17 protein-coding genes are annotated in these 21215 nt (G+C 45.9%); 5 read left to right on the top strand and 12 right to left on the bottom strand.

What is annotated here, in order from left to right:
- The first annotated feature begins 36 nt into the window (after positions 1-36).
- Entirely contained in the window at positions 37-792 is a 756-nt protein-coding gene (locus tag FTO70_RS14000) for an MBL fold metallo-hydrolase (protein ID WP_255336376.1), read from the top strand.
- A 491-nt stretch (positions 793-1283) separates the two neighbouring features.
- Here FTO70_RS14000 and FTO70_RS14005 read toward each other — a convergent pair whose 3' ends face one another.
- Positions 1284-3143, bottom strand: coding sequence for an AAA family ATPase (locus FTO70_RS14005; protein WP_255336377.1), 1860 nt, complete (start codon positions 3141-3143; stop codon positions 1284-1286).
- 56 nt (positions 3144-3199) lie between these two features.
- Positions 3200-4051, bottom strand: a complete 852-nt coding sequence (locus FTO70_RS14010; RefSeq protein WP_255336378.1) for a methanogenesis marker 8 protein — start codon at positions 4049-4051, stop codon at positions 3200-3202.
- Positions 4052-4291: 240 nt separating this feature from the next.
- On the opposite strand from FTO70_RS14010, the gene FTO70_RS14015 reads away from it, so the two are divergent.
- The gene (locus FTO70_RS14015) at positions 4292-4477 is read left to right on the top strand and encodes a hypothetical protein (RefSeq protein ID WP_255336379.1); all 186 of its coding nucleotides are present in this window, start codon (positions 4292-4294) and stop codon (positions 4475-4477) included.
- Between the two features lie 38 nt (positions 4478-4515).
- Here the strand turns inward: FTO70_RS14015 and FTO70_RS14020 are convergent, their stop codons facing one another.
- From FTO70_RS14020 to FTO70_RS14040, 5 genes are all read right to left on the bottom strand, one after another.
- Positions 4516-4755: an MTH865 family protein gene (locus tag FTO70_RS14020; protein WP_255336380.1), complete on the bottom strand. Its 240-nt coding sequence runs from the start codon at positions 4753-4755 to the stop codon at positions 4516-4518.
- 473 nt (positions 4756-5228) lie between these two features.
- The gene (locus FTO70_RS14025) at positions 5229-6422 is read right to left on the bottom strand and encodes a hypothetical protein (RefSeq protein ID WP_255336381.1); all 1194 of its coding nucleotides are present in this window, start codon (positions 6420-6422) and stop codon (positions 5229-5231) included.
- A gap of 284 nt (positions 6423-6706) precedes the next feature.
- Positions 6707-7555, bottom strand: a complete 849-nt coding sequence (locus tag FTO70_RS14030) for a methanogenesis marker 8 protein (RefSeq protein WP_255336382.1) — start codon at positions 7553-7555, stop codon at positions 6707-6709.
- 156 nt (positions 7556-7711) lie between these two features.
- Positions 7712-8173 (bottom strand): hypothetical protein, encoded by a 462-nt coding sequence (locus FTO70_RS14035; RefSeq protein WP_255336383.1) that lies wholly within the window; start codon positions 8171-8173, stop codon positions 7712-7714.
- Between the two features lie 411 nt (positions 8174-8584).
- A complete protein-coding gene (locus FTO70_RS14040; protein WP_255336384.1) occupies positions 8585-11386 on the bottom strand; it encodes a tetratricopeptide repeat protein in 2802 nt (933 codons plus the stop codon).
- A 543-nt stretch (positions 11387-11929) separates the two neighbouring features.
- On the opposite strand from FTO70_RS14040, the gene FTO70_RS14045 reads away from it, so the two are divergent.
- A complete protein-coding gene (locus FTO70_RS14045) occupies positions 11930-13423 on the top strand; it encodes a hypothetical protein (RefSeq protein WP_255336385.1) in 1494 nt (497 codons plus the stop codon).
- A gap of 406 nt (positions 13424-13829) precedes the next feature.
- On the opposite strand, the gene FTO70_RS14050 is transcribed toward FTO70_RS14045, so the two are convergent.
- A complete protein-coding gene (locus FTO70_RS14050) occupies positions 13830-15131 on the bottom strand; it encodes a phenylacetate--CoA ligase family protein (RefSeq protein ID WP_255336386.1) in 1302 nt (433 codons plus the stop codon).
- A 360-nt stretch (positions 15132-15491) separates the two neighbouring features.
- The gene (locus tag FTO70_RS14055; RefSeq protein ID WP_255336387.1) at positions 15492-16562 is read right to left on the bottom strand and encodes a YbhN family protein; all 1071 of its coding nucleotides are present in this window, start codon (positions 16560-16562) and stop codon (positions 15492-15494) included.
- A 353-nt stretch (positions 16563-16915) separates the two neighbouring features.
- Here FTO70_RS14055 and FTO70_RS14060 point away from each other — a divergent pair, with 353 nt between their 5' ends.
- Positions 16916-17188 (top strand): DUF1294 domain-containing protein, encoded by a 273-nt coding sequence (locus tag FTO70_RS14060; RefSeq protein ID WP_255336388.1) that lies wholly within the window; start codon positions 16916-16918, stop codon positions 17186-17188.
- Positions 17189-17604: 416 nt separating this feature from the next.
- Positions 17605-18648 (top strand): inositol-3-phosphate synthase, encoded by a 1044-nt coding sequence (locus FTO70_RS14065; RefSeq protein ID WP_255336389.1) that lies wholly within the window; start codon positions 17605-17607, stop codon positions 18646-18648.
- 169 nt (positions 18649-18817) lie between these two features.
- On the opposite strand, the gene FTO70_RS14070 is transcribed toward FTO70_RS14065, so the two are convergent.
- The 3 genes from FTO70_RS14070 to FTO70_RS14080 form a co-directional block, all read right to left on the bottom strand.
- Positions 18818-19102, bottom strand: a complete 285-nt coding sequence (locus FTO70_RS14070) for a ferritin family protein (protein ID WP_255336390.1) — start codon at positions 19100-19102, stop codon at positions 18818-18820.
- A gap of 88 nt (positions 19103-19190) precedes the next feature.
- Positions 19191-20381 carry a sorbosone dehydrogenase family protein gene (locus FTO70_RS14075; protein ID WP_255336391.1) on the bottom strand — a complete coding sequence of 397 codons (1191 nt, stop codon included), beginning with the start codon at positions 20379-20381 and terminating at the stop codon, positions 19191-19193.
- 107 nt (positions 20382-20488) lie between these two features.
- Positions 20489-21100, bottom strand: a complete 612-nt coding sequence (locus FTO70_RS14080; protein WP_255336392.1) for a mitochondrial ATPase complex subunit ATP10 — start codon at positions 21098-21100, stop codon at positions 20489-20491.
- Positions 21101-21215: the final 115 nt, after the last annotated feature.

The following is a 21215-nucleotide window of genomic DNA, read 5'->3' on the forward strand; positions in this document are numbered from 1 at the left end:
ATAAAGTTAAATTATTTAAAGCTTATTCTTTAAGCTATGGAAATTACATTTCTTGGCACAGGAGTTGCGATCCCCCAGAAGGGTCGGGTACAGTCCGGCGTACTTGTGGAGCTTGAGGAAAAGCCCCTGCTGATCGACTGCGGAAGCGGTGTTCTGAACAGGATTCTTGAGACGGGGGTACCGCATACGAAAATAGATACGGTACTGCTCTCGCACCTCCACCTTGATCACGTGGCAGACCTGCTCTGCCTTATCAAGGCAAACTGGCTTCAGGGAAAAACCGATATGAGGATATACGGGCCGGAGGGGACCGACGACTGGTTCACGGGCCTGCTGGGGCTTTACGAGTACATTGAAGAGGAGGTTGATGTGAAAGTCCTTGAATACGCTTCGGGAGACGAATTCGTGCCCGAGGGATTTGACTGCGAAATCAGTTGCGCAGCTGCCGCACACAGCGTGCCCACTCTGGCTTACCGCGTGACCTCGGGAGAAGGGGATTTCGTCTACTCCGGGGACACCGAGCCCTGCCGGGACGTACTGGACCTGGCAGCCGGGGCCGATCTCCTGATCCACGAATGCTCCTTTCCCACAGGCATGAAAGTCACGAACCACACGACCCCGGCTACGCTTGCCGAGATGCTGGAGGAGTACAGGGACGAGATCGGAAGCCTCTGCCTGACCCACTTCTACCCTGAAATGCGGGGACACGAAAAAGAAACCGTATACCGGCTAAAAGGTTATTCCGATGGGGAAGTAATCCTTGCAGAGGACCTCATGGGACTTGAACTGTAAACGTTAACTGAAAAATTTACTCGAAAAAATAACCAGAAAAAATTTACTTGAAAAATTAGCATGGTTAAATGATATCGGAAATCCCCCGCCAGTTCGCCTGGCGGCGCCTCCCAATAAGAAATAAAAAAGAGGCTCCTCGTCCTTTTAAGTGGGTAATTTGTAAGTTTTGCTTTATATATCCCCAAACTCGATTTATAGAGTAACTTCTGAAAACCCGGAGCCGATCTATTCAAATTTGATCATATAATTTCGCTGCTGAGAGGCAGGCAAGTGAGAATATATGAGTTTTTCCGGCGGTGGTTTTAGTAATTGCTGATTTGATCTTTTCCGAAATGACCGGAATGGCATCTTCCAGCCGTTATTGTTCCGAGCGAAGCGAGGTCTTTTCCGGTTCAATTAACATGATAAATTGGATTTGAAATGGTTAAGTGACTGGAAAAAATAATGTTGCTTAATTTCTTGGAATCAGTTTATTGAATAGCTAATATGCATCATTTATTGTTTTCTGATATGAACTCATGCATTTTTTTAGAAATCTCTTTTGCTTCTTCTGAAAGATCATCCCATTGCTGGATATGTTCTAAAGCCTTTTTGCAGAAATTAATTTTATCGTGAATAGTTCCTGAATCAGCTTGGTATTTTCTTTTCCTTTTTCGATTATCACCTAGCTTTTCATCAATAAACTTTCCGAGGAGTTCATTTTTGTAGTCATCTTCTTCAAATTCAACTTCCAGAGTCTCTACCTTTTCATAATCTTTGATAACTTTTAAAAGAATGTCTTTTGCTAGTAAATTTTCAACTTCCCTGCAATTTAGTAAATAATACCTTTCTCCTAGTATTTCGCCGAGCTTCTCATGGCGTGACTCTTTACCTTCATCTCTATCGGATATTAGAAATAATCTGCCGCACAATCTTTCAACATTTATAGTTTCATCACCGTATTCTTCATCTAAAAAAGACCAGTGAGTTATGTTTCCTCCCCCATATTCAACAAAAGAATAATGAAAATCTTCTTTAAACTCTGTGAACTCATTTCCATTTTCCTTTAGATCCATATATCGCTGCAAATAACGTCTAAAGTATAGCCTATCTGTAATCCCTTCTACCCATATTGTGCAATTGGACAAAAATACCGATGAATTCCTTACTCCAAGAAGTTCTAGAGCACTCACATCGCCTTGTGATAAATTTTCAATAGAAAATTTTGGGTCTTTTTCTAGGTTATCCTGATCATCAAGTTCTTTTTTGAGGGTGTATATCGATATCTCCGAAAAATCCAAAGTTATGTCCAAGAAGTGATTTGAATGAGTTGTTATGAAATATTGATAGTTTTCAAATCCTTCTTGTTTTAAAAAAGTTCCAATTAGTTTTCTTTGAAATCCCGGATGCAATAATTTTTCGGGTTCTTCGATGAATATAAGTAAGTTATCTCCTTTATTGAGAAAAAGAGGGAGGGTAAGAATAATTATTGATTGAATTCCATCACCCAACTCATGAATTGGTCTTTCCTTTTCATCACCAATTTTTACCGTAACCACACCGCTTGATTCTGAAGGGATTAACGTGACATCTTTACCTTCATAGAAATTTTTAGATAAATATTCTTCATACTCTGACATTAGTTTTCTTTGATGGAGGTTTCCTAGCAAAAAGCTTCTAATTTTAGCATATGATTCTATCCCTGTAAAGATTTCAAACTCTTCTGGGATTTTTGAATCCTTAAAGTAATCCTCTTTTATCCTATTTTGATAAATATCATCGTACTGAAACTTATTATCAATCTGATTAATAGGTCTTAGACCTCTAAGAATAGGAATATATATTTTTTTAAATTTAGGGAAAGTTAAAGCCTTTTCAAGGTTCTCATCAAAAATTGAGATGTTTTTTTCAAATATTTCCCTTAAATCTTTCCCAATTCTAGAGTTTTGAACCCCATTTGTTGAAGTGCTTGTATTTTCTTCAAAAGATTCAATTGTTTTATTCAAATTGAGGACTTTTTCATGTAATTTAAGAGAATCATTGAAATATATCAAAGGCTCTAGATCTGTTATATTGTTATATATATTTTTAAAATGTTGGATATTAATGTCAATTCTTTTAAAGTATTTTTTGAATTCTTCATCTATACTTTTACAGAATATGTTATAATTACCGAGGATAGATGAGTTTGGTATATATTCTACCCGGTTTGATAAAATATTTCTTATCAATCTGCTTTTACCAGAGTTATTTTCCCCTACAAAAATATTTATTTTCGATAAAAATTTAATTCTGTCTTCTCGAGAACCAATTTCATTTAGAAAAAAATAATTTTCATCAAAGAGTTTAATTTCATTTATCAAATGTGACATGAGTTAAAAGTTGTTCTAACAGATATATAAAAATTGTTAATAAGTAATGTCCATCCTTAAACCAATCCCTTTGGCTGCTTTTCCCCCGGCACAACCGGCAGCTCCATCGTATTGATCAAAATCGGCCTCTCAATATCCTTCGCCCTCTCAAGCACAAGCTCCTTCCCTTTCTGAGTGAGAGCGAAAAGCGGGATCGCAACCGCCACCTGGACAAGCGGCTTTGCAAGCTCCCTTATATGCCTGGAAGCGCAGCTGATTACGATATCCGAATTTTCCAGAAGACACTGAGCTTCTTTCCGGCTAACCCCTGTTACATGGACTGCAATCACGATCAGGTCAAGCCCGAGTTCGGCTTCTATTTCCCTGCACTTTCTTGCGGTTTTGCCGTCTGCAATGGTTACTGCGATCCTTTTGTAGTCGAGTTCAGCGGCTTTCCTGACCCCTCCTGCAGGGTCGATGGCTGCTGTAGAGGGATCGAGTACGGTCCCGCCGTTTTCCCGGATCCCTTTGATGGTTTCGGCGATGGGCTCGGTTTCGATCAAACCTGACATCCTGCCTCCGATTCCCTGGACAAGGGCGGGATTGCTTGAGATCACGGTCCCAGCGCCGTCGCAGGCGGTCACGGTTGTTTCAAGGAAACCTCTGCGGAGGCCGCTCATCATTACTTCGGAGGCGCCGAAAGCCACGTAGGTATCAAGTCCGAGGAGCCGGCGTTTGCCGGTGAACATCCCTAAGTCGCTGATCCGGAATTCGATGTTTTTCCTGATCTCTTCGGGGGTCATCTTCCGGACTCCACGCAGCTTGTCAAAGAGGGGGCACCATTCTACTTCGGGTTCTCCTACTTCCACGACTTTTCCGTCTTTTATGACTACCCTGGCTTTTCCCATTAATTCCATTATGTGAGGCATAATCGACACACCTGTAAGTAATTGAGTAAGTTCAATTCATTCAAAATTTATATTTACATGGATATATATAGTTTTTATTCAGCATGTTGATCTATATAGATCATTGCAAGACATGTATATATAGTATGAGGTCCATATATATTACAAGCAAAGAGTATAAGATTTTTAGTGTTTTCTGGTTTTTTGATTGATTGCAGCTACGACTACTGAAAAATTAATTTATAATATTAGGAGTGTTTTATGGAGTTCATGGATTCTTCAATGACTTTCAGGCAAAAAAATTTAGTAATAAAGTCTCTCAGGTATATGGACAGACATAAAAAAATAACTCAGTATTGCGATGAATGCGGAAAGAGCTGGACTGATTTATCCTTTGATGAGGCAAATAACTTAACCAAAATACTTGATAAGATGGCATGGAAGTAACTGTCCTAACCTCTTATTGAGAAGAAAAAAGGCAGGACTTAAAGCCCTGCTCTCCCGACTATTGTGTCTGCCACCTGTTTTGCATCTTTGAACGGGAAATCCGCTTCAGTAAGCAATTTGCCAGCTTCTCCCGCAGTAACTTCAAGGTCTCCTGCTTTGCATGTGGTGTCTGCACCCGCAGGGAAGGCAGCGAGCAATTCTCCGGGGGTGTTTATGGGAAACTTTGCATCTTTAAGACCTGCAACGATCTGTCCGTGGATTTCATCTTTTACAGCCATTTTCTTTTCCTCAGGTTTTGTCTCTTTTGTCAGTTTGTGGACCTTTTACTTCTTTGCAGTTTGATTTCCTCCGGAGAATTCATCCTACAATCTCCTATTGGTTGGTTATTAATATATACTTAATCGGCATTGGAATGTACTTACTCTATTCCAGTGCACTACAATAACTATTAAGGTTATCTCACTGCCTTTCCAGGGTTTGCATGATTGGCCGCTTGATGTCGAAAATAAATTATTGCTGACAAAATGAAGTGGAACAAGAAGAAATGAGAACAAGAAGAAGAATGGATAAAGTGAATGGATAAAAGAAGCTGTTACTTATTTTCATTTTTCATGGAGTCTCGTTTTCATTCAAATTTTGGAAAAAGCCGGCCGCTGCGGCGGCCGGTGAGAGCCTGGGGTTTGATAGGCAAAAGTAAAACCCCTTCCCTGTTTTCCGGAAAAATTGCATTTTCCTTATTCCTATTCCTTATTCATATCACGAACCCTGAGGTATCTTCAACCATGCCAAGCCCACTGCCGGTTTCCTTCAGGGTTATGACCCGGCCGTCGGTCTCGATCTGGAAATCAACGACATCGACGAGGTTTTCTACATACTTGAAATTGAAGTTTTTCATGAAGCTGAAGGACTCCTTGCAATAGCTCCTCGTGACCATGAACACCCTACCCTCTTCAGCGGTGAGGACCCACCTTTTATCCCCTTTTTCCGAAGGGTACTCGTGGACTTTTGCCTTCTTGAAACGGTGCAGATTTCTGGTCTCTGCATCGTAGAATTCTATGGAATTGTGTATATTGTATTCTACTCCGACAATCTCGATATTCGGGATATAGTAGGTCAGGACCGACCCGTTTTTGAAAATGATTCTTGACCACTTCCAGGGAATTAACGGCCCCACAACAATTACTTTCTGCGCATAGCACTTCCCGGAGAATTCCTTATCAAACAGCACACCCTTGAAATCGAAATACAGGTTAGCGAACCTGTACCCGAATAGGCCTCTGAAATATTCAGACAATTCCGAATTATAATTCTCATCTGCCGGCTCTCCTATATCCAGGCAACAGACCTTCCTGTCACCGTTTGAAATATCGAGCATGTATTTCGGAAAGGACCCGTAGAAATCCGCCTTAATGTCTTTGCTGGAGCAGGTCACCCTATCAGCTTTCACTTCGATGACCCCGAGGTCGTCTGTGATGCTTTTCTGCATCTCATCGTATGCCCAGGAGACACAGTACCCGTCTGTTTTGTCATCTGTTATCCTGCTGTTCTCCACATACCTGCCGTTGACCTCGATATCGCCCGCACTCCTGCCGAACATGAGGAAAAACTGGCGCCTGGACCCGTCATCGGCTGTGAATTTCATGAACCAGTATTCTTTCCCGAAAAGAGGAAGGTCCTCAAAAGAGAATAGAAGGTCGTCGATGCCTCTTTTGGTCTCCTTCTTCACCAGCAGCCTTTCAATTTTACCTTTACTTTCCTTTATACTCTGTATTGACGCGATGAATGCTTTCTTTTCAATTTCAGGCAGGCTTCTGATGTAATCGTTTCTTTCTTTTATGAAACGTAGAAGCCTGTTTTTTTCGGTTATAATTCTCTCTTCAAGCATTCTGTTTTTAGACTCTTTGTCATTTGATATGGCAATCTTGTCATCTGGTATGGCGGTCATTTCATCGCCCCGGGACCCATAAGTAAACCAGGGTCCTTAAGTAATGCTTTTTCGGAAACAGGACATCCATAAGTTCCAAAAAATATAATCTTATCGTAGAAAATCCTTCCTATGAATTCATTGCTGAAAAAAAGATGAGGAAAAAAGATAAGGAACGAAAAGAAAAATGTAAAAGATAAGGAACGAAAAGAAAAATGTAAAAGATAAGGAACGAAAAGAAAAAAGTAATAAAAAATATAAAAGCGGCTGAAAAGCCGTCTTTATAACCCGTTACTATAAGCCGTTTATTTCAGGTCCCTGGGCTGCTTATGCTCAGGCAGAACAGGCAGGGCCATGGTATTGATCAGGATAGGGCTTTTGATGTCCTTTGCCCTTTCGATCACAAGTTCCTTTCCTTTCTGGGTGAGGGCAAAAAGCGGCACGGCAGTCCCGACCTGTGCGAGGGGCTTTACGAGGTCCCTGATGGGCTTTGAAGCGCAGCTGGTCACGATATCCGAGTTTTCAACAAGGGCCTGGGCTTCTTCCCTGTCCAAACCTGTAACATGGACTCCGATTACTATCAAATCAAGCCCGAGTTCGGCTTCGAGTTCCCTGCATTTCTTAGCGGTATCGGCAAAGGCAGCTGTTACTGCGATCTTTTTGTAACCGAGTTCGGCTGCCTTTTTCACTCCGGCAACCGGGTCCATTACGGCAGTTGAGGGGTCGAGCACGATTCCGCCGCGTTCTGTGATTCCGTTTATGATGCCATCGATTGGCTCGGTTTCGACCAGGCCGGACATCCTGCCCCCCATGCCCTGGACAAGGGTAGGGTTGTTGGAAATGACGGTCCCTGCGCCCTCACAGGCAGTTACGGTTGTGTCAAGCAAGCCTCTGCTCAGGCCTGTCATCATAACTTCGGAGGCTCCGAACCCTACAAAGTCCTCGAGTTCAAGGCGGCGCTTATCCGTAAACATCCCGAAATCGCTGATCCGGAATTCCATGTTCTTCTTTGCTTCCTCGCCGGTGATCTTCTGGATCCCGCGAATCTTGGCAAAAAGGGGGCACCATTCGACTTCAGGCTCTCCGACTTCCACGACTTTCCCATCTTTTACGACGACTCTGGTTTTTCCAAGTAATTCCATTACATGAGGCATAGTTACACCTTTACGGGCTGAGCAAAAATATGATTGTTAAGAAATTCAAATCCGGTAAAAATTGCAGGTAAAGTTTAGGGTTGATTGCTTAATAGTTTATTGGTTTTAGGCTTTTGATTCTACTTCTGGCTTTTTGCAGAAATTTTTGTTGCTTTCTCATCTCAGATCAAACTCAAAGACAGTGGTTCTCCATGAGAAAAAATCCTGTGCTTCGTCAAGGATTAAATCGAGTGTTGCGCTGTCTATCCAGATAATTATCGGGTGCCTGATCTTCAGGAATTTATCCCGCATCATATTTAGGAGGAAGAGAGCTTCGGATTTTCCACGGGTGTTTTTCTTTTTTGCGGCATTGTCGAGCCCGAAAACAAAAAATGCAATTTTTTTATTTTCCTCAAGCTTTGAACTGAATGAATCCGATCCGGTGCTTTCCTCCAGAATCCGGAAAAGATCGGTAGATTCCTCACTCATTTCCAGACTGTATATGTGAATTCTACTGCGCACCCTCTCAAGAATTTCCCTGTAGATCGCATCGCATAAGACTGGCTCGTCACAGCGGACAAATGCGATTGTACAGTCATCGGAGAGATCAAGAAGCGTAACTATCTCTTCGATTTTCATTAAATGAGACGGGTCCGGTTCCATATTTTTGCCTTTTTTGTTTTATGCCTGTCTTCCCTTTCGGAAATCGCATTTTTAAGATAAATGGCGGTAAGAACATATAACCTTCCGAGCGACCCCCCACCCCCACAAGCTTCCGAAAATCCCCCGCTCCGTGAAAAAGAAATCAGCCGAAAGACCTGCAAGTGATGATAGAAGAGTGAAGAGAAAAAAAGAAGAGGGACGAACTGAAGCAATAATGAACTGAAACCGGAACCCCTTTATTTATTTCCCATCAATACGCCCGTTCAATTGACGCTTTTTCTGCCTGCTTAACTCATAGCCGGGTTCCCCACCTGCCCTTTCCCCCGTCAGCAGCCCCGTTTGCGAAGCAAACGGTCTTTTCCTTGTTGAAAAACAATATGGAATAGATCAGCCTTCTGCCCCCTCAAGTTCCTTCAATTTCTGCTCGCAAAAGCTAATTATCCTCAGGTCTTCAATCGCCTTTCCTATAGCCAGAGATTCCTTCAAAAACTCAATTGCTTTACTGGGCTCGCCCAGATCACTGTACAGGTTACCCAGATTTCCAAGGGCATTTCCTTCTCCGCACCTGTCCCCTATATCTTTAAAAATTTTGAGTGCCTTTTCGTAATATTCAATTGCTTTTCTGGGCTTGCCCAGATCACTGTACAGGTTACCCAGATTTCCAAGGTGATTTCCTTCTCCGCGCCTGTCGTTCATTTCTCTTGAAATTTTGAGTGCCTTTTCGTAATATTCATTTGCTTTTCTTGGATCGCCCATATGACTGTATGCTGACCCTAGGTTTCCAAGCCAATTACCTTCATTTCGCCTGTCACCTATTTCTCTTGAAATTTTGAGTGCCTTTTCGTAATATTCAATTGCTTTTCTTGGATCGCCCATATGACTGTATGCTGACCCTAGGCTTCCAAGCCAATTACCTTCATTTCGCCTGTCGCCTATTTCTCTTGAAATTTTGAGTGCCTGTTCATGATATTCAATCGCTTTTCTGTGTTCACTTAGATAACTGTATGCGCTTCCCAAATTTCCAAGGTCTGAACCTTCTGCGCGCTTGTCGCCTATTTCTCTTGAAATTTTGAGTGCCTGTTCATGATATTCAATTGCTTTTCTTAGATCGCCCATATGACGGTATGCTAACCCCATATTTCCAAGGGTATTTCCTTCAGTTTGCATGTCACCTATTTCTCTTGAAATTTTGAGTGCCTGTTCGTAATATTCAATCGCTTTTCTGTGTTCACTCAGATTACTGTATGCACTCCCCAGATTTCCAAGCCAATTACCTTCATTTCGCCTGTCGCCTATTTCTCTAAAAATTTTCAGTGCCTTTTCGTAATATTCAATTGCTTTTCCCACAAATCCTAATTGCTGGTATGTGAGTCCAAGCTCACCAAAAACAAAAGACTTCATTTCAATGCTTAAAAGGACTTTTTCTTTGAGAGGATCGGCTGGTAGTAACCGCCTGTACAATGTTATAAGGGTAGTGTACTCTCCCCATATCTCAAAATAAACGTGTAGCTTTGAATGAAGAATAATCTGTGAAGCCAGATCATACATTCCCGCTTCGCATGCATGATGGTGGGCTTCAATTGCTGACTGGAGTCCTTCTTTCGTTCTGGGGTTTTTGGGGAGGGGGATGTAGAGATAATACTTACAGGCTACTGCATGGGCTTCAGTCTTTTTTTCCAAGTCATCGTAGGCGAATTCCCGGACAAGGGGATGGAGCCAGTAACTGCTACCGTGGTTGGTTTCGAGGAGGGACTTGTCAGTTAATTTTTTGACAGCGTTTGCGGGAGTCTTTTCGGTAAACATTATCTTTAGAGCCTTCAATTCTACAGGTTCCCTATAAACGGAGATCCTTTCGAGAAGTTCTTTCTCGTCTCCTGCCAGTTTATAAAACAACTTTCTTGCTTTTTTTATAGTGTCCTCCGTAGATTTTCGGTACATGCTTAGGTCTTCAAGAATGTCAGTTGCTCCAAATTCCTTTACTAGCTCCACAAGCAGCTTCAGGGCAAGGGGGTGGCCGTCCACGCCTGCCGCCAGTTCTTCCAGCTTTCGGGGTTCCACTTTGTCAAGCCCGTTTCTCACAAGGTAGTCAACCGCAAAGTCCTTTTCCAAGCCGTTCAGGTGCTGTTTTTCTTCGTCTTCCACAACGTCGATCAGGCTTTCCCCGTTTTCGAGTACGGGCAGAATCCGGCTTGTTACGATTACTTTTGCGTTATGGGTGCTGTATCGCAGGGAAGAAAAGAGGAGTTCGATTCCCTTATCCTTGAATTGCCTGTCTTCAAGCATGGTGCTCAGGTCATCGAAGATGAGCCAGACCTGGCTTCTTCTTTGCAGTTCGTCTGTGAGTTTGTCCACGTCGGTTTTTCCGGGCTCCCGCCTTTCGGCTTTGAAGGCTGCAATTTCAGGGGCGTTCATGTAGGCGGCGAGTTTTTCAAGGATGTCGCCGAGTTTTGCGCTCTGGTTCTGGTTGAAGTTGAAATAGAAAGGTTCGGGGACGTTTACGGGCCTCAGGTCTACGAGGGCTCTTGCGAGGGTGGACTTTCCCACGCCGCCAACTCCGCTAATAAGTAAAATCCGGTGGTTTTCAAGGTACATGAGGTCTTTTTTTAGCTCATCGGCCCGGTTCCGGGTAACAAATTGCTTCAGTTTATCAGGGTAATGGGGGAGGGTTGAAGGGTTGTAGCGGCTCAGGATTTCCTGGTTTGCGGCTTCTTTTCTCTGCTGATTCAGGTATTCGATGATCTTGATGAATTCGTCGCCTGAAGGGCTTTCAAAGTTGAAAAAATTGTTGTAATTTCCGACTGCAAGTTGACCATAATTTTCAAGATTTTCGATATTGAGATTTATGGTAAATTCTATTTCTCTGGCAAGATCCGGGTTTTCCACCAGCAGTTTGAGGATTTCCTGCTGCAATTCTTCCTTTGCTTTAGGGTCTTCGGAGTTTTTGGACACCTTTGTGAGTGCTTTTCCAAGGGATTCAGTCATTTTTGGGCTTATCTTACTTAGGAGAGCCTTTACTCTTCTCCCGCTTTCGGAACCAAGCTTTTCAATAACTTTCTCGTAGGCCATGTCTTCAAGAACTTCTTTGCCCTTATCTGCTACGGATTTTCCTGCAAGAGTCAGGAAAGGCAGGGCTGGAAGAAGAATATTAGTTGCCTGCTGGGCAATGGTTTCGAGGGTTACCGGATCCATAAACTCCTCCAATTTCTTTTTTAATATTGGTAGCAGGTAAAATAAGTTTTGTCATTTGGGATGTCAAAAAGTGGGAGATTCGGGTTTTTTCGCGATAAAGTTCAAAGGCTGGTGGAAATTTCTAAGCTGCTGCTTCTTTTCAGTCTTCAGGGAAAAGCCGTTCGCCTTCGGCGAACGTGAGTGGGCATGGTGAACGAAATGGACCGCGTACTGCCTAGGCGCAATTCGGCTGGCACGGGCGTTAAAACTGGATGGTTGCCCTGTTTTTGAAAATGAGCAGATTCAATTGGAGCCTTGTTTAAAGAAAATGAAAATTCGAGGCAGGTTAATTTGTAGATGGGAAGAATTCAAGAAAAGGTAAGGCAAGGAAAAAGTTTCCTGAAATTTTTTAAGGACTATTGATTACTACGAAATAATTATTCTTTTTGTTTTATATAACTAGTAATTATATTACTCCTTACACTTACTGGTTGGCTAATTTAGATACGTTACGTTCAAAACTGATAGATTTGATGCTAAATTAGCTACTGGAGGATATGGTATATGAAAAAGTATGTACAGGTCATATTGCTTGGCGTTTTGTTCACGGTATTAACGGGAACTGGCCTTTCACAGAATGAAACAGAGGAAACGAAGGCTTTTCAAGAGGCTCTGGAGCAGGACGGATTCACAGTACAGGAAGGTGAACTGGCTTACTTTGATCTTCTCAGGTTATTGGAGGAAGGAGCATTACCTTCTGCGTACGGAAACAATCCCACCACAAAGTATCTGATATATTTTGTTCCACCGGCGCCTGGTTATGAAGTAGAGGAACGAATTAAGCAAATAACCAGTACACTGGGTGTAAGCGAGAATACAACTCCATTCTGGGACCTTGGTCCTGATGAAGCTGTCGTTTTTGTGGGAAGGACGCCACCGGAATGCAGGTATTTCAGCTACGACCATTACATAATACACAGGACAATTGATGATGAGAGGAGATGGATCTTTGCCAATGTAGAAGATACGGTGAACAACCTGGTTATCAATACCGAAGGGACTCCAAACGGGTCTTCCGGAGATCCTTTCAACCAGACCACGGTAATAATCATCACTGCTGACAAAGGCATTGATCAGCGCATCCGGGCTGCTGCCCAATCTGCAGGATACTCGGATAATATAACCAACACCCAGGTTCTCCCTCCAGCCATTTTGAACCTGGGCCTGGAGAATGATTCCGATACATTTGCCGCATTTATCCGCCCGGCCCTGTTCAATGACACGGAGGCTGGAGATGATTACATAAATAATACACCTGCAACGGTTTTCCGGATTACTCCCAACAACACTACTGAACTTGACCCGTATGATTATCCGGAGCTGAGGGTCCGCGGAACCGGGCAAACAGAATTCGACCTTATGGATGATCTCGAAGAGCTAAGGATTGCGATTCTTGATAGATATAACCAATCCAATGCCACAGAGCTTCCGACCAGTCAGGGAGTCCCTATAGGGAGTGATGCTATCCAGAGAGGAATTAACGCCGTAGGTCCTGATAACGACGCTGCCTATCTCTGGTCAGCAAACCAGACTATCTCTTCGCCTACGCCTCCTTTCTTTGACACCTCGCAGTACTATCCTTTCCTGCGAGACCCGGCAATTACTCTGGGCAACAATACAGATGAGTTCATAATTGTCTATGGGGTCAACCATGTAGCCACAGGAAAGGCAACATACTCGAACTTCTGCATATACGGGGCCGATGTGTGGAATGGTGTTAGAGCAATCACAGACGAAGATTTCAGTGGATCTGCCGAGGAATACCTCCCTGACAATCCGAATGCGAAATACCTGTACGTCTACAAGCTCGCCAGGAACTGCACTGAAGAATACCCATACTGCTATGAGGTTCCCTACGGTGTGGGAGTTCATGGCATAGAGCTTGACCAGCCGCTTTTCATTGGCTGGAGAGCCTATTTGGAGAACTCTACAAAAACCGGACCATCCTATTCAGAGATCGTGTACGACCGGGCTATAAAGTTCGACCCGAAAAATTAAGGCAATAGGTAAAAGGAATCGGGGTATTAAGGTAAATTCAGGCTCTGGCTAATATACGCAACCTTACCCCATCCCTTAATTTTTTTCTATGTACAACGCCAGAGCCGTATTTTGTGACCTGTATAAAAATAATTTCAGGTTTTAGCTGTTTTCAGAGTTCCATCTATAAAATTCCGGAACTTTAGCTTCTTCGTATACCTTACGGAAAAGCCTCTCTCCTTCTTCGAGCGTGGAGTTACCCAGGGTTTTAAAAAGCAACATCTTCAACGTGTCTGCTGTTTGAATATAAGAAATTGAAATCAGGTTTAACGGACGCAAAAAAAGAGTTAAAGGAGAATCAGAGAATAAAAATTCCCTGATCATTTAAGTTACTAAACAGTAATTCTACTAAAGATTGCTTGAAGGCTCAGATCTCCGGCCGCCTGTCGATGATCCTCTTTGCTTTTCCTGCGGTCCTCTCTATGCTGCCCTTTTCGAGCAGTTCGACGTTCGTCCGGATGTTCAGGACGGCTTTGAGTTCGTGCTGAACGTGGTTCTGGACGGCTTTGAGGTCTTTGAGGTCGCCGGTAAAGGCGTTATCTTCGAGTTCGACTTCGACGGTCAGCTCGTCGAGCATGTGTTTGTTGCGGTCGAGGATGAGCTGGAAGTATTCGCCTACCTGTGGGATCCGGGAGATGACATCCTGGATCTGGGAGGGGAAAACGTTGATTCCTCTTACTATGAGCATGTCGTCGGCTCTGCCAAGGAGGCGTGAAATCTTGGTTGTGGTCCTGCCGCACTCACATTCGGACTCGAGGAGCTTTGTCATGTCGCCGGTGCGGTACCTGATGTTGCAGAAGCCTTCCTTGTTGAGGGAGGTCAGGACAAGTTCTCCTTTTTCGCCTTCTGAGACCTGTTCGTCGTTTTCGTCAAGGACTTCTACGAGGAACTGGTCGCTCCAGATGTGCAGGCCATTTTGTTCCTGGCATTCGAAGCCGACGCCGGGGCCGATCATTTCGGAGAGGCCGTAACAGTCGTAGGCTTTGAGGTTCAGGCGCTTTTCAAGCTGTTTGCGGGTGTTTTCGGACCAGGGTTCACCGCCGAAGATGGCTGCTTTTAAGGAGAGTTTGTCTACGAGGTCGAGCTCTTCTGCAGTTTCGGCGAGGTAGAAGGCGTAGGAGGGGGTGCAGTGGACTGCGGTTACTCCGAAGTCGATCATCATCTCGAGCTGGCGGGCAGTGTTGCCTGTGGCTGCGGGGACGACCATGGCTCCCATTCTCTCTACGCCGTAGTGGAAGCCCATGCCTCCGGTAAAGAGCCCGTAGTTCATGGAGTTCTGGATTACGTCGCTTTTCGTAAGCCCGATCATTGTGAGGCTGCGCGCGATCATGTCCGACCAGGCTTCAATGTCATGTGCAGTGTATCCTACAACAGTGGGTTTCCCGCTGGTCCCGGAAGAGGCGTGGATGCGCACGATCTCTTCTTTTTTTGCGGCAAAGAGGCCGAAAGGATAGTTTTCCCGAAGATAGGCTTTGCGCGTGAAAGGCAGTTTCCGGACATCATCAAGGGTCTTGATGTCTTCGGGGGTGACTCCTGCTTCCTTGAATTTCTGCCTGTAGAAGGGAACGTTGTCATAGACCAGCTTTGCGCTGTGTTGCAGGCGCTTTAACTGCAGTCTCTTCATTTCTTCGGGATCCATTGTTTCGTATTTCGGCTGCCAGTAGTTCATTAAAAGGACCTTCTTTTAAGTTATGAAACCTTTATTCAGGTTCTGAATTTTACTCTAGTTTTAAAGTTATTTTTTTCTATTTAAGGTTCTGAATTTTATGCAGATCTATGCCATGCCTCTACATGTCATGATGCATTAAGTGGTTTCTTTTTAGTAGATAACGATTTGTGAAAAATCAATCTGTAGTGTAATTTCCTTCCCACATATAAATATTATTGAATGGGGACCGGGATAAAACAGGACGGGGATAAAACAGGACGGGGATAAAACAGAACGGGGATAAAACAGGACGGGGATTGAATTAAAAGGGTTAAAAGGAAAAGGGGTCTGAGTTTCATTTCCCTGTTTCATTTTCCTTTTTCATTTCCTCTGCAAATAAGCCGCAAGTGGGAACCCTATAAAGGTCGGAATCCAGAACGAAAACATCCGGTAGCTGAGGATGGCCACAACCGCTATCGGACCCGGTACCCCGAGGCCTGTGTACAGTGCCGCCATCGTACTTTCCACGATCCCCACCCCGCCGGGGAGGAGAAAAGCCAGTCTCCCGAAGAGCAGGGGAAGGCCGTATCCCACAAGCAGGATGCTCGGGCTTACCGGATTCCCGGCAGCTATGAAGAAAAAGTAAAGGGTCAGCATATCAAAGCTGGCGGTAAGTGTTGCCCCCAGGGCCGGGCGCTTCCAGCCCCCTTTTTCGAGCAGGTCAAAGGCTGCAAACATACGGGAGACTGCGGTTTCCGTGGAATTGGGGGTATAAGGCATGTGAAAAGCCCTGTAAAAAAGGGCAGCTTTCCTGACAGCTGCAGATGTGAACACCTCACGGTGGCGTTTTCCCCAGCTTACTGCTGCAAGGCCCAGACTTAGCCCGATAAGGATCAGGAGAAAGGCAAGGGCCTGTATGGGGGAAAGCTCCTTTTCTGTCAGCAGGTGGAGCATCCCGGCAACTCCCAGTATTATTAAAATAGTGTTGTTGAAAAGGGTGGGCAGGGTGCCTGCAAGCCCCGAACCTTCGGCACTGACACCCTGTTTCCGCACCCAGCGGTATGTAGCTGCCCCGTTCCCAAGCGGCCCTCCTGCAAGCAGCCCGACGCTTGCTGCAGCAAGGGTTATCAGTATTCCCCTGGGCACCGAGAGTTTCTGGTTCACGGTTGCTGCAATCGAATGCAGGAGATAGCCGCTTCCCATGTAACTTATAGTCTGGGCAAGGGCAGCCAGCAGCACGGCCCACAGGGCCATGGCTTTGATGACCTGCAGGGACTCTTCAACCGAGGCGAGCTGGGGGAGGACCAGATGAACTGCAAGCCCCAGAAAGATGAGGGTGGGAAGGTAGCGGCCTGCCCGCAGCACAAGCGGGGGAGGAGATGCCAGGCTCCTGTGATTTTGGTTTTCATCTCCACCGTTTGCTCCCACTAATTGTTGACCCCGGTTAATCATTAACTCCCCCTGACTCCGGTTAATCGTTTATCGGTCAATCGTTTATTTCCGTTAAGCCTGAGCCTTATTCCCACTAAATGTTGACCCCGGTTAATCCTTTATTACCCTTCATTTTCAGACTCCCCTTCATTTTTATCCCCACTGCCTTCATTTCCAATATTCATTAGTTCCCCTACAGCTTCTTTTTTTGTCTGCTTATATTGGCTTTCGGGTTACTTTTCCCTTTCCTTCAAAATATCCCCCGGAGATGCCCGGTTGATACTCAGCCGATTAAAACCCAAACGGCTTCAGAAGCCATGAATTTTCCGGATAATATCACAGCCTTTAATTATTATTAAAATGAATTCTTTTTCATGACAGATAATGTGTACCTTTTATTTCCCATCTTTTATGCTGTCCTGAATGCAGCTTCCTTTACCCTTTACGGGCTTGACAAGTTCAAGGCAAAAAGGCAAAAGTGGCGGATCTCCGAGCAGACCCTCCTGATAGTATCTTTCTTCGGACCTATGGGAGCCTGGCTTGGCATGCAGCGCTTCAGGCACAAGACCCAGAAACCCCTCTTTAAGTCCCTGGTACCTCTATTTGTAGGGATTCATATCGTTTTTGTGATCTGGATCAACCTCTGAAAGTCCGGAAAAGGTCCTGAAAAAGCGGAACATTGCCACAGTAATTATATATTATGTAAAATGTTTTTTATAGTATTTTCTGCATAAGATAAGGTGAGTCACAGTTTTCATTACTTATCTCTGGTGGGGTTTGGGTTAGTAAAATAATGTTCGGATCCGGGTTACTTAAAACGGCAATGGGCCCGGATTAGTTTAAATAGTGATGGACCGGGGTCAGTTATAGCAACGGGTCAGCTATGGCAATAATGGACCCGCTTAGTCCTGATACAGTCCTGATACATTTTAATTAATTCTACTGGTCTTCGGAACGGGGGAAGTTGGCGCTCAGGGGGCCAGAATAAGGGGGAATACCAGCGGCTGGGAAAGAAAGGATAAAGATTGCAATTGCTGGAGTTGGGAACTGCTCAAGTTCGCTTTTGCAGGGGATCGAGTACTACAGGAAAAAAGAGAGTAAAGACGCCATCGGCCTGATGCACTGGGACCTTGGGGGATACCGTCCTCATGATATTGAGGTTGTGGCAGCTTTTGACATCGACAGGAGGAAGGTGGGAAAAGATGTTTCTGAGGCCATATTTTCGCTTCCCAACTGCACCACCGTTTTCTGTCCCGAGGTACCGAAATGCGGCGTGGAAGTGAAAATGGGAAGAATCCTGGACGGCTGTTCCGAACACCTTGCGGATTACCCCGAGGAGTGCAGGTTCATGCTTTCGGAAGCCGTAGAAGCCACAAAAGAAGACGTTGTGCGCACCCTGCAGGAATCGGGGGCTGAAGTCCTCCTGAACTACATGCCCGTAGGCTCCGAGCTGGCTGCCCGTTTCTATGCCGAATGCGCCCTTGAAGCCGGCTGTGCCTTCGTCAACAACATGCCGGTGTTTATTGCCAGCAACCCGGAATGGGCAAAACGCTTTGAAGAGAAGGGGCTTCCCATAATAGGAGACGACATCAAGTCCCAGCTGGGAGCCACCATCGTCCACCGGACCCTTGCCGACCTTTTCATGAAACGCGGGGTAAAACTGGAGCGGACCTACCAGCTCAACACCGGAGGAAATACCGATTTCCTGAACATGCTGAACCGGAGCCGCCTGAAGTCCAAGAAGACCTCCAAGACCGAGGCCGTGCAGTCCGTGCTAACCGAAAGGCTGGAAAAAGAAAACATCCATGTGGGCCCGAGCGACTACGTGGCCTGGCAGAAGGATAACAAGGTCTGCTTCCTGCGGATAGAAGGCAGGCTCTTTGGGGACGTGCCCATGAACCTGGAACTCCGGCTCTCGGTGGAAGATTCCCCCAACTCCGCAGGGGTTGTTATCGATGCCGTGCGCTGCTGCAAGCTGGCCCTGGACCGCGGGGTTGGCGGGGTGCTCTATTCCCCTTCGTCTTACTTCATGAAACACCCGCCCAGGCAGTATCCGGACGACGAAGCATACCTCCTGACCGAATTGTTTATCGCAGGAGATGAGTAGATTTCGCAGGAGATGAGTGGAGCTTAAAAACAGTTCCAGTAAAAAGCAGTTCCAGTAAAAAGCATTCCCGGTAAAAAGCATTCCTGGTAAAAAATAAGAAAGGGGGTTTGAAATAAAGAACTTGACCTTTAACCAGGTTGCTCCTGGTAATCGAGTCCCTCTCTATGCTTTATTTGGAGAGTTCTTCTTCTACTTCTTCGGCTCCGGCCTCCAGTTCCAGCCCCTGCTGCGGGTCAAAGCGCAGTAACAGTGCCTGGAACTCCCCAACGTGTGTCTTTTCTTCCTTTGCGATGTCCAGAAGAATCGCCCTGATATCAGCGTTTTTGGTCATGTCAGCCATCTGTTCATAAAGGCTGACAGCATCAAGCTCGGCGATAATTCCTGCTCTGAGGATCTGCTTGTCGATGTCTTCTTCCGGTACGTTCTTAAGGTTGATAGGAATCTGTGATAACATACTAATCACCCCTATGCTATAATATGGGTTTTCGATCATAAATAAGTTTATTCCAGTCCTTGAATCCGCTTATCAGGCGTAAATTGGCTTAATTTGCAGCAGACCCGTTTGCAGTGGACCCGTTTAATGCGTAACTTATCCTGTAGATCGCGTTGTTCCTGTCATCCGAGACCAGCAGTGCCCCGTCCGGCATTACCAGCACGTCCACCGGCCTTCCCCAGGCTGAGAGGCCCTGGAGCCAGCCTTCGGCAAAAACCTCATAGCTTACAGGGGTCCCGTTTTCCAGCCTGACCAGGGTTACCCTGTACCCGATCGGAATTTTCCTGTTCCAGGACCCGTGCTCGGCGATGAAAGTCTGGTTCCTGTATTCTTCCGGGAACATCGAACCCGTGTAAAACGTCATCCCCAGAGCTGCTACATGTGGGCCCAGTTTAACTTCGGGAGGCGTGAATTCCGAGCAGTCCCGAAGTTTCCCGTAATCCGGATCCGGGATGTCTCCCCCGTGGCAGAAGGGAAAGCCGAAATGCAGCCCGGGTTCAGGAGCCCGGTTCAGCTCGTCCGGGGGCAGGTCGTCTCCCAGCCAGTCCCGCCCGTTGTCCGTAAACCAGAGCTCACCGGTCTCGGGGTGCCAGGCAAAACCCACGGTATTTCTTATGCCGCGGGCAAAGATCTCAAGCTGGCTCCCATCCGGCTCCATCCGCATGAGGGTGGCGTACCTCTCATCTTTTTCCTCCATGTTGCAGACGTTGCAGGGCGCACCCACAGGCACGTAAAGTTTTCCGTCAGGCCCGAATTTTATGTATTTCCAGCCGTGGGAACTGTCAGATGGAAAACTATCGTTTACGACCACCGGCTCGGGAGGGTCTTCCAGCCTGGCTTCGATATCGTCGTAGCGGATTACCCTGGAAACCTCGGCCACGTAAAGGGAGCCGTTCCTGAAGGCTACCCCGTTTGGCATGGTCAGCCCCTCGGCAAGCACCAGCACCTCGTCGGCCTTATTGTCTTTATCCCGGTCCGGGATCGCATAAACCTTGCCTGCCCCGCGGCTGCCCACAAAAAGCGTGCCGTTCGGGCTCAAGGTCATTGACCGGGCATTTTCAACATTTTCGGCGTAGTAGTCTATGGAAAAGCCCGGAGGAAGCTCGATACAGCCAATTCCGGTCCCGTTTTCATCACAGTTACTCAGGGGCACGGATCTCAGGGCCGCATAAGCTGAAAACACAAGAATTATCAGGGCCATGAAGGTGATCAGGCCGAAAATTATATTTTTGCTCTTCATTTCTTCTCCCCCCTCATCCGAATCAGACTTACCTTAAATTCCCTTCCTCAGAATTCCCTTCCTCAGAATTCCCTTCCTCAGAATTCCCTTCCTCAGAATTCCCTTCCTCAGAATTCTTTTTCTTCCAGAAGAGCTCTTGCGGTTTCGATTAGTTTTTTTCCGGATTCGGGCCCTGCATACCCCTGCCCCTTCCAGCGGATGACCCCTCCGGGGTCCAGCAAAAAGACATAGGCAAAACTCGTGTCCGGCATCCCGAGGGCTTCCTGGTAGCCCGAGTAGTCCCCGTAAAAGGTAACAACGTTTCCGTGCTTTTCTATGGGGATCCCTCCCCGCATCCCGGAGTCGATCATCCAGGAGAGCACCTTCCAGCCCGAACTGATCATGGGGACCTCGTAGACCGCAACCCTGCTGTCCTTCCCGAACTCCCTCTCAAAAGGCACTGCCCAGGAATCGATCATGCTCTGGGCGCTGCGCACGAAAGCCACACAGACCAGGGCCACCTTTCCTTTCACCTCTTCCGGCAGGGTCAGGAGCCTGCCTGCAAGGGACTTTGACGTAATCTCAGGAAAAGGCTTCCCGACAACCTTCTTTTCAGCAGCCTTGTTTTCGGGATTTCCGGCACTCCTGAGATTTGCAGCCAGCCTGTCCACCGAATCGTCAACCGAATAGGCGGCTTCCCGGAAGGCTTCCCTTTTTGAAATGTCCTGCTCTGCTTTCATGAAATTCCCCCCATTTTTGGAATTTGAATCATGAATTATCCTGCCAATTATATATTGTCCGGCTTTGTAGAAAGGTTTTTTCAAGCCCCGATCACTATTTAAATTTAGGGTAAGT

Origin of the sequence: Methanosarcina sp. KYL-1 (genome assembly GCF_024372725.1) — an archaeon.
In the GTDB taxonomy this organism is placed as follows: domain Archaea; phylum Halobacteriota; class Methanosarcinia; order Methanosarcinales; family Methanosarcinaceae; genus Methanosarcina.